The sequence below is a fragment of the Ottowia thiooxydans DSM 14619 genome, from assembly GCF_000422885.1.
In the GTDB taxonomy this organism is placed as follows: domain Bacteria; phylum Pseudomonadota; class Gammaproteobacteria; order Burkholderiales; family Burkholderiaceae_C; genus Ottowia; species Ottowia thiooxydans.
Genome location: NZ_AUGX01000009.1, coordinates 330,753 through 343,677, shown reverse-complemented (window position 1 = coordinate 343,677; position 12,925 = coordinate 330,753). Strand labels below are relative to the sequence as shown.

General features: G+C 55.3%; 11 protein-coding genes. 10 read left to right on the top strand and 1 reads right to left on the bottom strand.

Annotated features, from left to right (window positions below):
• The first annotated feature begins 43 nt into the window (after positions 1 to 43).
• The 3 genes from ugpC to G518_RS0107505 all read left to right on the top strand — a co-directional run bounded on the left by ugpC (position 44) and on the right by G518_RS0107505 (position 2,985).
• Positions 44 to 1,066: a sn-glycerol-3-phosphate ABC transporter ATP-binding protein UgpC gene (gene ugpC / locus G518_RS0107515; protein ID WP_028602000.1), complete on the top strand. Its 1,023-nt coding sequence runs from the start codon at positions 44 to 46 to the stop codon at positions 1,064 to 1,066.
• Between the two features lie 65 nt (positions 1,067 to 1,131).
• Positions 1,132 to 1,869 (top strand): glycerophosphodiester phosphodiesterase, encoded by a 738-nt coding sequence (gene ugpQ / locus G518_RS0107510; protein ID WP_028601999.1) that lies wholly within the window; start codon positions 1,132 to 1,134, stop codon positions 1,867 to 1,869.
• 102 nt (positions 1,870 to 1,971) lie between these two features.
• Positions 1,972 to 2,985 carry a Bug family tripartite tricarboxylate transporter substrate binding protein gene (locus G518_RS0107505; protein WP_028601998.1) on the top strand — a complete coding sequence of 338 codons (1,014 nt, stop codon included), beginning with the start codon at positions 1,972 to 1,974 and terminating at the stop codon, positions 2,983 to 2,985.
• 65 nt (positions 2,986 to 3,050) lie between these two features.
• On the opposite strand, the gene G518_RS0107500 is transcribed toward G518_RS0107505, so the two are convergent.
• The gene (locus G518_RS0107500; protein WP_028601997.1) at positions 3,051 to 3,320 is read right to left on the bottom strand and encodes a hypothetical protein; all 270 of its coding nucleotides are present in this window, start codon (positions 3,318 to 3,320) and stop codon (positions 3,051 to 3,053) included.
• A 72-nt stretch (positions 3,321 to 3,392) separates the two neighbouring features.
• On the opposite strand from G518_RS0107500, the gene hemA reads away from it, so the two are divergent.
• The 7 genes from hemA (at position 3,393) to G518_RS34270 (ending at position 12,894) form a co-directional block, all read left to right on the top strand.
• A complete protein-coding gene (gene hemA / locus G518_RS0107495; RefSeq protein ID WP_028601996.1) occupies positions 3,393 to 4,658 on the top strand; it encodes a glutamyl-tRNA reductase in 1,266 nt (421 codons plus the stop codon).
• Between the two features lie 555 nt (positions 4,659 to 5,213).
• Positions 5,214 to 5,783, top strand: coding sequence for a GspH/FimT family pseudopilin (locus G518_RS0107490; RefSeq protein WP_084651561.1), 570 nt, complete (start codon positions 5,214 to 5,216; stop codon positions 5,781 to 5,783).
• Positions 5,784 to 5,825: 42 nt separating this feature from the next.
• Complete coding sequence (pilV, locus tag G518_RS0107485) at positions 5,826 to 6,437, top strand: type IV pilus modification protein PilV (RefSeq protein ID WP_028601994.1); 612 nt, start codon at positions 5,826 to 5,828, stop codon at positions 6,435 to 6,437.
• The gene (locus G518_RS0107480) at positions 6,434 to 7,438 is read left to right on the top strand and encodes a PilW family protein (RefSeq protein WP_051236183.1); all 1,005 of its coding nucleotides are present in this window, start codon (positions 6,434 to 6,436) and stop codon (positions 7,436 to 7,438) included. The genes pilV and G518_RS0107480 overlap by 4 nt, the downstream gene beginning before the upstream one ends.
• Before the next feature lie 45 nt (positions 7,439 to 7,483).
• Positions 7,484 to 8,089: a pilus assembly PilX family protein gene (locus G518_RS0107475; RefSeq protein WP_051236181.1), complete on the top strand. Its 606-nt coding sequence runs from the start codon at positions 7,484 to 7,486 to the stop codon at positions 8,087 to 8,089.
• Between the two features lie 34 nt (positions 8,090 to 8,123).
• Positions 8,124 to 8,618, top strand: a complete 495-nt coding sequence (locus G518_RS34275) for a type IV pilin protein (protein WP_036593827.1) — start codon at positions 8,124 to 8,126, stop codon at positions 8,616 to 8,618.
• Between the two features lie 85 nt (positions 8,619 to 8,703).
• Positions 8,704 to 12,894, top strand: coding sequence for a pilus assembly protein (locus tag G518_RS34270; protein ID WP_245597917.1), 4,191 nt, complete (start codon positions 8,704 to 8,706; stop codon positions 12,892 to 12,894).
• The last annotated feature ends 31 nt before the right edge of the window (positions 12,895 to 12,925 follow it).

Here is a 12,925-nt window from a genome sequence, read left to right as displayed (position 1 = left end):
CGACTCTGACGGCTCTCATCAACGCACAAAGTACAACTCCAACATGGCTTCCATCGAATTCAACAACGTCATCAAACGCTACGGCTTTGGTCCCAAGGCTAACCAGGTGATTCACGGCGTCAATGCCGAGATCAATGATGGCGAGTTCGTGGTCATCGTAGGCCCTTCGGGCTGCGGAAAATCGACCCTGTTGCGCATGGTGGCTGGGTTGGAGGAGATCACTGACGGAACCATCAGCATTGGTGGCCGCGTGGTGAACAATCTGGAACCCGCCGAGCGCGACATTGCCATGGTGTTTCAGAACTACGCTCTCTACCCCCACATGAGCGTGTTCGACAACATGGCCTACGGGTTGAAGATCAAGAAAGTGCCTGTCGATGAAATCAAGGCGCGGGTAGACAAGGCCGCAGGCATCCTGGAGCTGGGAGCGTTGCTACAGCGCAAACCACGCGAATTGTCCGGCGGCCAGCGCCAACGCGTGGCCATGGGCAGAGCCATTGTTCGGCAACCACAAGTGTTTCTCTTCGATGAGCCCCTGTCCAACCTGGATGCCAAGCTCCGCGCCCACACCCGGCTGGAGATTGAGAAGCTGCATCGCGAGCTCGGTATTACCAGCCTGTTCGTGACCCATGATCAGGTGGAGGCCATGACCCTGGCCCAGCGGATGATGGTTATGAATGGCGGACGCATGGAGCAGTTCGGCACCCCCGAGGAGGTGTATCACCGCCCCGCCACCGCATTTGTAGCCACCTTCATCGGCTCACCACCGATGAACTTGCTCAAGGGCGTGGAAGGCGTGCGCGATGGCGTATTGCTGGGTATCCGGCCCGAACATCTGCGTGTGGTGGAGTCAGGCGGCTGGCAACTGACCGTGGAAACCGTGGAAATGCTGGGAGCTGAGCGCCTGGTGTACGGCCATCTCGGCGGCGAACAGGGTCCATTAACCATTTTGCGCATGCACGAAACTGAAATGCCCCCCGCGATTGGCCAGACGCTTCAAGTTTTGCCGCTAGAGGACCGCATCCATGGCTTTGATGAGGCCAGCGGAAACCGGCTTGAGCAGTAGTGGACGCCTAAGAACGCGTTCCTAGGTAGGCCTTCGAGCAGAAAAAGGCTCTCCGCCCACACTCAATGACCACTGACTGGCCTTACCCGTTCTGGATTGCCCACCGCGGTGCAGGCAAGCTGGCTCCTGAAAACACGCTGGCAGCCTTTCGCCTGGGTGCGCAGCACGGCTGGCGCATGTTTGAATGCGACGCCAAGTTGAGCGCCGATGGCGTGCCCTTTCTCCTGCACGACAGCACCCTGGAACGCACAACGAGCGGCCAGGGCACGGCGGGAGACCTCGCCTGGTCAACACTGGCCCAACTCGACAGCGGCAGTTGGCATTCCCGGGCCTATGTGGGAGAGCCCATCCCCACGCTTGAAAACGCTGCCCGCTGGTGCCTGGCAAATGGCCACTTCCTCGACATTGAGATCAAACCCACGCCCGGTGAAGAAGAACGCACTGGCCAGGTCGTTGCTCAGCTCGCCGCCCGCCTTTGGGCCCAGGCCTCCACGCCACCTCTGCTCACCTCATTCCGGCCCGAATCTCTTCTGGGCGCCGTGAAAGCCGCGCCGCAACTGCCACGCGGGCTGCTGCTCGACACCTTGTGGGACGACTGGAGCGATTACGCGCAGCAGCTCCAATGCGCAGCGGTCGTATGCCAGCATGCACTGTGGGATGCAGCCCTGGTGGCCCGTGTCAAGGCGATGGGCATGCGCTGCCTCTCCTACACCGTCAATGACGAAAGCACCGCGGAGCGCTTGATCAGCCTGGGCACAGACGGCATCGTGAGTGACCGGGTGGACCTGTTCGTACCGGGTTGAAAAAAATCGCACAGGTTCGTGCTGTTTCAGCACCACATTGCTGACAATGTGCACGCAAAATCGGGCATCAAATAAGCCAATTCAACGAGGAAGATCTACGCCATGCATCCCACACAAGCTCTGAAAACCCCTCTGCGCCGCTCCGCCATGCTGGCTTGCAGCCTGTTCACCTTCATGGGCCTTACTGCAGCAGCGCTACCTGTGATGGCTGAAGACGCCAGCGCTTATCCCTCCCGCCCGATCACCATAGTGGTTGGTTATCCACCAGGGGGTAGCACCGATTTGATGGGCCGCCTTGTCAGCACCGAGCTGTCGGCCCGACTGGGGCAATCTGTGGTTGTCGAGAACGTTGGCGGCGCTGGTGGCACGATTGGCGCGCAGAAGGTGGCGAACGCCGCAGCCGATGGTTACACGCTGCTCGTCGGCGCCAACAACGAGTTGGCGATCGCCAAGCTCGTGAGCAAGAGCGTGAAGTACAACATCAACAACTTCACGCCTATCGGACTCATCGGCTCGCAGCCTATGGTGTTTGTCGCGTCGACGGCGTCGGGCGTGAAAACGGCGCCTGAATTCATACAGCGTGTGAAGAAAACCCCCGGAAAATTCAGCTACGGGAGCTCTGGCGTGGGCACTGCGCTGCATCTGGCGGGCGAGATGCTCAAGGAACAAGGCGGCCTTTACATGACGCACATTCCCTATCGCGGGGTGGCACCTCTCACGAATGATCTGCTCGGTGGGAACCTTGAGTTTGGAGTATTTGTGCTCTCCAGCGGGCTCCCGCAAATCAAGGCGGGCAAAGTCATCGCTCTGGGCACGACCGAAGCCAAGCGCTCAGCGGCCTCTCCTGACATTCCTGCGCTGGCCGAATTCCCGCAGTTCAAAAACGTGGACATCAGCTCGTGGTTCGCATTGATGGCCCCGGCAAAGCTGCCACAGCCCATCGCAGCCAAGATCAAAAAGGCGCTCGACGAGGCATTGCAGTCGCCAGAGTTTCGCCAGAAGATGGCCGCCGCGGGCTCAAATGTGGCCTCACCCAACGTAGAAATGAACGGTTTCCTCGCCGCCGAAATCGCAAAATACACAAAAATCGTTCAGTTCGCGAAGATTGAGGAATAACCCAGGGGGCGTGTTCAGCAAGCAGCGCCGCCCCAATTCCGCCACCCGTCAGCGGCCAGGTAGACCTATTTTGGCCTGAACACCATCTGGCTGGTAGCCACCACCAGCACCAGCGCGACATAAGTCCACATGCGCCCGTCGTGCCCGCTGAGCACCAATCCCGCCACGGACACCGCCAGCCCCGCAACAAAACTGATGGCGAACTGACGAAAAATTACCCGGGTAGAAAGCGCTTTTTTCATGAAAACCTGAGCGAGCAACGTGACACCGAGCGCCACAAAAAGAGCGGGTGCTATGAAGCCCGCAAGGTGCCAAAACAGGTCGATGACGTTCATATTCTTGATATTGATCAAGCCCTCGCACGATCGGAGAGCAGGAGTCCTCCTACAAATTTTATAATCAGGGCTATGGCCGTATGGGCACTTGGACTTAATCACAACACCGCGCCGCTAGATCTGCGCGGTCGTTTCGCGTTCGCGCTCGATCAATTAGCCCCCGCGCTCACTGGTCTGAGGCAGTCGCACAGCCGCCACCCGGAGGCGGCGATTCTCTCCACCTGCAACCGCACGGAGGTCTATTGCGCCAGTGAAAGTGTTCAGATCGATCACACGCTGGGGTGGCTAGCCCGCGCGGGCGATGTGCCTGCAGATACCCTGCGCGATCACACCTACGTTCTGGAAAACGGGCTGGCTGCGCGTCATGCCTTCCGCGTAGCCAGTGGCCTTGATTCCATGGTGCTGGGCGAGCCCCAGATCCTGGGTCAAATGAAAAGCGCCGTGCGCGCTGCCGAAGATGCCGGGGCGCTGGGCAGCACACTGAATCAGTTGTTCCAGCGCAGCTTCGCCGTCGCCAAACAAGTCAGAAGTTCCACCGAGATCGGCGTTCACAGCATCAGCATGGCCGCTGCGGCTGTGCGCCTGGCGGGCAACCTGTTCGAAGACATGCGGCAGGTCAAGATTTTGTTCGTAGGCGCCGGGGAGATGATCGAGTTGGCGGCCACTCACTTCGCCGCCAAAGAGCCAAAATCAATGGCCATTGCCAACCGGACGCTGGAACGTGGCGAAAAACTCGCTACCCGTCTGGGAGGGGAAGTGATGCGCCTGGCGGATCTCCCGGATCGTCTGCATGAGTTTGACGCCGTCATCAGCTGCACCGCCAGCACACTCCCCATCATTGGCCTGGGCGCCGTGGAGCGCGCACTGAAAAAGCGCCGCCATCGGCCCATTTTCATGGTTGATCTGGCTGTCCCGCGCGATATTGAGCCTGAAGTTCGAGAGCTGGACGACGTTTACCTCTATACCGTGGACGATCTGGCGCAAGTCGTTCAAACAGGCCAAGCCAACCGCCAGGCGGCCGTGGCACAAGCTGAGGCCATTATTGATGCCGGGGTGCAAAGCTTCATGCACTGGGTGGATCAGCGCGATCCAGCCGGCGGAGTCGTGCCCTTGATCCGCCAACTCAATGCGCAGGCTGATCAATGGCGCGACGTAGAGCTGGAACGCGCCCGCAAACGCCTGGCCAAAGGGGAAAGCACAGACGATGTGCTGGAAGCCCTGAGTCGCGGCCTCACACAAAAAATGCTCCACGGCGCACTCGCTGAATTGCGCACGGCCGATCCCGCCCAACGGGAGCAGATGGCCCAGGCCATTTCCCGGCTGTTTCTGCGGTCTTAGGCAGCCTCGTCAAAGCCATCAGCGCGGATCTTTAAACTCCCTGGCCCCTAGGAATGACGGCCGGTTTTGACTCCCGTCCCCTTTGGAGACGGCGGGTTTTAACTACCTCCCCCCATTGGAGACGGCAGTTTTAACTCCCTCTCCCCCTGAGAGAGCCTGATGCAAGCGCGCCTGCCGACTTGAGCCCAGAGCCCGAGGCCGTGAGCTGGTCTTACTCCCTCTCCCGCAGGCGGGAGAGGGTGGGGTGAGGGCAAGCGGCGGTTGATTGAGCGCTGCGGTAACCAATAGCCTTCCGCTCTTACACAAAGGCCCGAGGCCCAAATAGGCGAACCTATCTGGGCGCACCGGAACCGCCAGCCTCAACCTACAGATTCGCAGCTCTTCCCAGACCGCATCCCCATACCGGCTGAAAAACGTGAAATACCTCACACACAGTGAAACACACGTTTCCTTTCGTCATTTACCCATGACCGTTCGTCGTTGAGCTCCCCATCCAAACGGCCGATGAGGATAAGTTCAGCCTAGCCCCGCTCCGCTTTCCTACCCGCCACGCCCATGCGCTTACAGACCACCCGCTCCCGCCGAACCCATCGGCAGAACGGCTTTACCCTTATCGAGCTGCTGATAACGATCACCATTCTGGCGATCTTGATCGGTCTGGCTGCGCCTCCTATTGCACGCTTTCTCAACCAGTGGCAAGTGACGAATGCAACCAACGCCTTCACCGGCAGCCTGAGGACCGCGCGCACGGAGGCTATTGCACGCGTCAAACCCGTGGTGATGTGCCGTGTGGCCAACAACACCAGCGAGACCTGCCTTTCGGCGGTGGGTACAACGGGCTTCGCAACAGGCTGGATCGTCTTCGTCAACTACGACAACGACAGTAACTTCAACTACAACCCGAACAACGGAGATGAACTCCTGCTGCGCCAGCAAGCGCCCGGAGGCATTGAAGACATCACCCCCACCAACGCCGGCAGATTCGTGTTTTTGCCCAATGGTTTGCTCAATTCCAACAATAACCGTGTCAATTTCAATGGGGTCAATGGCATCCGCAAGGGCGTTTGCATAAGCACACCAGGACGTGTTCGGTATGTGGCTGACTCCGCCGACTGCACAGAGTGAATCAACATTTAGCTCCATGAACCTGATGTTCCCGGATTAACGATGATCAAGCGTAAACAAAACGGCGGCACATTAATAGAAGTGCTGGTGGCCATGGTGATTCTGGCCATTGCCCTCTTGGGCATGGCGGGCCTCACTTCCGCATCCATGAAGTACAACCAGATGTCGCGTGCGCGTGCAACTGGATTGAGCTTAGTAACCGATTACGCGGAACGTGCCCGCTCAAACCTATTTGGATTCGCCAACTACGCGTACACAGCGGCGTACACAGCGGGCACGCGAGAGGCCGCCACATCAGACCCCACCGATGCACCTGATGCCTGCTCAGTAGACACCAGTAATCCCAGCAGCATTGTCAATACATGCGCAGCCTCCATTGCCGCATACGACCAGGCACAGTGGCTCACCAATGTAGCCAACCGCCTTCCGGGCGGCACGGCCTATATTGAAACCTCGCTAACCAATGCGCCACCTGGCGTTGCTGGATTACCCCCTACGCGTGTTCTAGATATTTGGCTCATCTGGACGGAAATCGATCAACTTAAAGGCTTCAAGCAAAGCCAAACATGCCCCAGTGGCGCCAACATCTCAGAAAAAGATGATGGCTCAGGAGAGCTGGCGGTATCTTGCATGTACTTCAGGATTACGCTATGAGCGCAGCAGTACCCTTATTTAGCGCCAAGGCGTACCCCACGCAAATGCAGAAATCCAATGCAGGCTTCACGCTGCTTGAGCTACTGATCGCGCTCACTATTGGTTTGGTAATCCTAACTGCTGGTCTTGCTCTTTATTCTTCTACGAGCAGAGGCAGTCAAGTTTCCCAATATGAGGCGCAGCTGAATGAAGATGGGCTAGTTTCTTTGAATTTGATACAAAATCAAATCAAACAGGCCGGATATTCACAGCAAATCATCCCCACCAACGGAGCCACCATCTCCGGTAATTTTTTTGGTATTGCTGTTCGAGGCTGCGATGGCGGCTTCTCAAGTGAAACAGTCGCCTTTGGGAGCCTGGCTTGTACAACAGGATCAGGCAGTGATGCAATTGCTATTCGATACCAGGCAACGCCCCTTAACACCTATCGAACAGCGGGTGGCGCAGCAACCAATTGCATCGGAAATGGAATTACGGCGAACGCGGCCTCACAAGCCGCGCCAGCGCCGAGCCCGGCCCCTGGAACTTATGCCCTTGCGGACAATCGCTATTTTGTTAGGACTTCCAGCGGGTTACCCAACCTGATGTGCCGTGGAATAACCAATAGCATCCCCGCAACTCCTACGGGCGATACTCAGCCACTGATGCCCAATGTGGAAGAAATGCAGTTGCTTTATGGCGTAGCGTCTCATCCCAGCGCGGAGCTTGCGACCAGTTACGACCCTATGCGCCATCAGATCATCGCCTATCTGACGGCGACTCAGATCGATGCATTACCCTCCAGCAGTAAGTTACCGAATATTACGGATGATCGCTGGGGGCGCGTATTGAGCGTGCGCATCTGCTTACTCATACGCAGCGAACAACCCATGCGCGATGTGCCTACTGGGGGGCATGCCTATAAAACTTGCGACAACTCAGATGCCGCTGGAACTGATGGATATCTGCGCAGAACCTTTACGACGACTGTGCTGTTAAGAAATCGATTAATCATTCCTTGAATAAAATATAGAAATCGCAAAATCTATATTAAATTGAAGAATTATATGCCTGCTCCAAAAAAACTCACGCACGGAATTGCTCACCCTACATCAGAGAAAGGCGTAGTGCTGGTTATTACGCTCATCTTGATCGTCGTACTTTCACTTCTGGGCACTTTCGCGATTCGAAATGCAAACCAAACTGAACGGGTCGTTAATGGGGTTCGCACAAGTCAGGTTGCACAGGAAGCTGCCGAAACCGCATTAAGATTTTGTGAGCAAATTGTTCATTTTTCCGATGCAGGGAAAGATTATACGGAGTATGGCACAACAAACCTTAAAGAAAAGGTTATTCTGACCAACATCACCTCCGAGCAAGACACAAATGCAGAGTGGCGCACGGCGAGCAACTGGATTGGAAACAATGTCATTGACGTGCCAGATGCATATGTTAATAAATATAAAAACGCATCCGTTGACCCCGATGCTTCTCCGCTTGCAATTGCTCCGAAATGCCTTATTCAGAGAATAAGAAGCTCCAGCACGCCACCGCTGGTGGGCTACTTGATAACCGCCCGTGGATTCGCAAATAACGCCAACTACGATACATCCACCGGCAAGACAACGAACGGCGCAGAAGCCTGGATGCAATCCATCCTTATCAAGAGCTAGTTGAATAAGTACCCTCTATTTCTAGGAATTTCCTGTGTTTAAAGCTCAACCAAAATCACGATTCAGTAACGGCTTCACGCTCATAGAAGTGATGGTTGTCGTGACCATTATTGGAATTCTGGCTGCCATTGCATTGCCCAGCTACTCTGATTACATCAAGCGTTCAAAACGCAACGAAGCTCATGGGGTCGTGCAAGAAGCAGCTCAATTCATGCAACGGTATTACTCCGCGAACGACCGCTATACAGCCAGCGCAGGCACCACGTCTACCGAGTCGGAGCAAACAACGGGCACACCTGCAGCCAGCTTGCTACCCGCAGGGCTTCGGGCATCTCCTACATCAGGAACCGCTAGCTACACCATCAGCGTCTCAGCAAGGGATAGCCCGGCCACCTTCACCATCAGAGCCACCCCGACGGGAGGCATGGCCTCCGACGCGTGCGGCGAGCTCACCTTGAATAGCCGAGGTGTGAAAGCCATTATCCCACCCTCCGGCAGCACCAAGACGATCGCTGATTGCTTGAAATAACTGAACGCCTCGCACTGTTCTACAGGAAGATCCCATTATGTTCAGGCACTCAATCCCAAGCCCGACTATTATTTATTCAAATAATATGAGCTCATTAAATTCCATCCCGAGCACACTTGCATCGGCTAGCTATCGCCCTAGCTCCGGCAATTTCACAGCCTTGCTTTCTCGTGCCTCGTCAAATTTTCTGCGAAAACTCACCCAAACCCTGTTTGTCGCCATTGTCTTGCCAGGATTTAATGGAGCCTTCGCCGCCACGACGGCAAGTCAAACACCTTTATTTAGTGTGGTCTCGGGGGCGAAGCCTAACCTCGTATTCATGCTGGACAACTCAGGTTCGATGGCATTTGAGTTTCCTGAAGGATACTCACTTTCTGATGCATGCAAAGATGGAACAGATAATAGTGGGAACGGTGCCACCTGCACCGAAAATATCACATACTCGGTGTGCAGAACAGACTACAAAAGCAATACCACATACACCGAACCTACTGCAATAGCAGGCAGACATCGGCCCGAAAACTATACCGTCGCGGGAGTAACGCGAATCGGGTGCATGCGCAAGAGCGACAATCAATGGGTAGTTAGTAGCACGTCAGCACAAAACATTACGGCAGCGACCCCCAGCAAACATGGCTGGTACAAAATGCGGTCGAGCACATTCAATTCTCAATATTACAACCCTGCCATCACTTACGCTCCCCGCATCCAAGCAGACGGCACCAACCTCACCAATTCATTCAGGTTTGTAGATAACCAACGATCTAATGGATTTCATTATATTGCGGGAACCGGCGGTTACTGCTATCCCAATTGCACGGACACTAATGGGTTACTTACCTCTTATGTTCCAAGATATACAACCTACGGTCCGACGGCAGCTGTTCCAACAGCCGCAAGATTCAGCTACGTCAAATGTACGGATGCCAGTTGTTTATCACGTGAAGAGGTAGCGATTACGAACACCAGCACCGCCAGCGTTTCTTTACCCACGGGTCATGCACGCACAGATTGCGGGGCTGGCGCCACTAGTTGCTCTGCCGCATTGGAAAGGCAAAACATACTTAATTGGCATGAATGGTATCGTAATCGAATTTTGTCGGTTGGTACGGCGGTTGGCCAAGCCATGCAAAGCTACGATAATAAATTTCGCATCGGGTACGGGAGATATAGCAGCTCTACGGCCACTACTTATACAAACTCCATTAGCGTAGACCGAGGTGTTCGATACTTCAGAGACGAAACTAGTCCTGCCAATAGGTGGAAAACCGATTTTTACGGTTGGCTTTATGGTGTTAGAGCAGTTGGAGGCACGCCCTCGCACAATGCGCTGCAGGTGGCAGGAAATTATTACGCCAAGACCAATGTCGCTACGCTGGGGAACCCCTGGAAATCCAATCCAGCGGATACCAGTGCTGAAACCGCCGCAGCGGACCTCAGCTGCCGCCGCTCCTACACCATCGTGTTATCTGACGGCGCATGGAATTCAGGAACCAGCCTGGGAGCGGAAAGTAAGTTTGCAAGTATCAATGGAACTGTCAACTTCAGCGGAAACCCAGGAGGAAATGCCGCTGCACTTCAATACAACTTTAACGGTGCAGCCGGTTGGGACAGCACCAATGCAACTACCAAACTCACTGCACGTAGCGTCTACATTCCCTATGCGGATGGAGGTGCCAGCTTCAGGGGACTAGCCGACCTGGCTGCGAATTACTATTGGAATACTGACTTCAGTGCACTTCCCAATAACGTTCTCCCTATTCCAGGCCAGAACAACCCCGCGTTTTGGCAGAACATGACAACTTACACCATTGGCTGGGGGCTCACCCCTTCCGGCGATGCAGGCGTTGCGGGCGGGCTGACATGGGCTCAGATCAATAGCTATATCAATAACTGGCTGGCTGGCAACTCGACCACCCGGCCTAGTTGGGCAGACGGCAGAACGTCGATCGATCTAAATGGCACCATTGCCACTGACAGTCTGCGCATTAATGACTTCATACGCGCGGGTTATGCAGGCGGTGGACGGGCCTATAGTGTGTATTCCAGTGCCGATGTTCGCAAGGCTATTGACGGCGCACTTAGCAGCATGGTGGGCGCCGGCAACGACGCTGGTGTGGCTGTTTCTGGCAACAGCGGGGATTTTCAAACGCTTGAAAATCTTTTGAAGTACACCACAGAATACAACACCTCCAACAACACCGGAGATATCAAATCTTTCCTCCTGAATGCAAGCGGAGACTACGCGAATACGATAGGCGGTGTTCCTATTGCTACATGGTCAGCAAACGACAGGATGCCGCCAGTCACCACCCGGAAGTTATTTTCGCTTTCTGGCTACGATCCGGCCAGCCCTAGTACCAGCGCCGCACTGCGGAAGGAAATAGGTTACAACACAAATTTTTCGGACCTGCCTACGGATTTCACGGCATTGCTTAATTCCAACAGCCTGCAGAGAGCCGACCAAACCTTCCCCCGGTATTTATTAGGGGCCGATGGTGGATCAAATACAAGCGGCGCCGTTTATAGAATCAGGGATAAGCCTATAGCTGCGTCAGTGAACTCCCCTCCTGTTTATGTGGGAGGGCGGATTAATATGGGGTATGACCTAACCGACAGCAGTGTGGACGGAAAGGATGTCTACATTGATTACGTCAACGAGAAGAAAGACACGCCGGCCACTATTTTTGCCGCAACGAATTCAGGCAAAGTGCATGTAATCAACGCCGCTACGTCTGATACCGCGCTTTCGGTCAACAACGCCACAGTGCGCAGTGGTGCGGAAATCGCAGCGTTCATGCCAAAAGGAGCCATGGCCGCGCAAATCAATTTGGCGGACCCTACATTCCGGTTTCAATATGTACTGGATGGCCCTTTGGTTGAACACGACGTTCGCGACAGCGGTAACAAAACCCCTGCGGCCAACTCAGACCCAGCTTGGCGCACCTTGGTGTTCGGCTCCGGAGGCAGGGCTGGCAACTTCCTTTATGGGCTTGAATCCCCGTTGAATAAGTCCGCGACGAGTCCCATCAACCGAGTACCGACCAAAGACCACTTCTTGTGGGAAGTGGACGCTTCAATGACCAGCTATCAAAATCTGGCAAATGTAACCAATAACCCCACGGCTGGGCAGCTCGACAATGGCAGATGGGTCATGCTCACCCCGAGCGGGCACTACGGCGGGGCATCCAAGCAAGTTGGCCTCTATGTGGTCGATGCATTCAATGGACAACTGGTCTCTTTCATTCCCCTGCCAGCTGCCTATAACAACACCGGGACCGCCGTGCGTAACCGCGGATTGGGCGGCGTTGTGGCCGTAAGAGGCATGGACCGGAAAATAGCTGCGGCTTTCGCAGGTGATGCCAACGGCAACTTATGGCGTTTCGATCTGCGTTCAAGCCACTTTGCAGTCTCTTACAACATGCCCGTATTCACGACCCCCGGGGGAGCCGACCAACCCATCTATGCCGCGCCAGCCTGGGGCGCACACCCAGGGGACGGGACCAATTGCACCTACGGCACTACAACCCAGTGCGGAGCTATTGTGAATATTGCAACGGGTATTCTTTTGGACGACGACGACTTGGCAACGCCGGCTACCCGCCAGGGCATATTCGGTGTATGGGACCCCACCCCCATTGGCTCCGACGACAAAGCGGGTTTCACTACCATCAATAGCAGCCAGTTAGTTGAGCAGACCATTACCTTGGGTAGCGCGATAGCTGGGTCCGGTTCGGAAAGCACTGGCAAAACTTTCTACCAGGTCAGCTCGAACGCTGTGGATTGGACCAGTAAAAGGGGATGGTTCATGAATCTCGGGGTCATTACGATGGCTGGTGCCATGACGAATGGCGAGCGCGTCATCAGCGACCTCGCCAATATAGGCAGCAGTGTGCGGATTACTTCCTTCCTTCCGGAAGCCAGCAACTTGTCCATCGAATCCTGCACGGCTTCTGGAAGTTTGCCCAACATCATGTACGTTCTTGATGCTTCGACCGGAGGAAACAAATATTCATTCGATATTAATTCTGATGGCCGAGCAGATCTTTACTCGATTATGGCCATCCCGGCAGGTGGGTACACACGGGGCACCGTCACTTCACGCAATAGCCTGGGATTACCCAACGAGGGAGATGTAAAACTCAAGCCCAAAGTGACCTGCACAGATGAAACTGCGTTCGAAACTGGTAATGTCGAGTCTGCGCCGATTTTCGACGCCTGCCCCACCGTCGGATGGCGGCGGACGTGGCGCCCGGTGATCAGCCCGCCCTTCTAATCCGCAGAACGCGTGAGATACCGCGTATCAT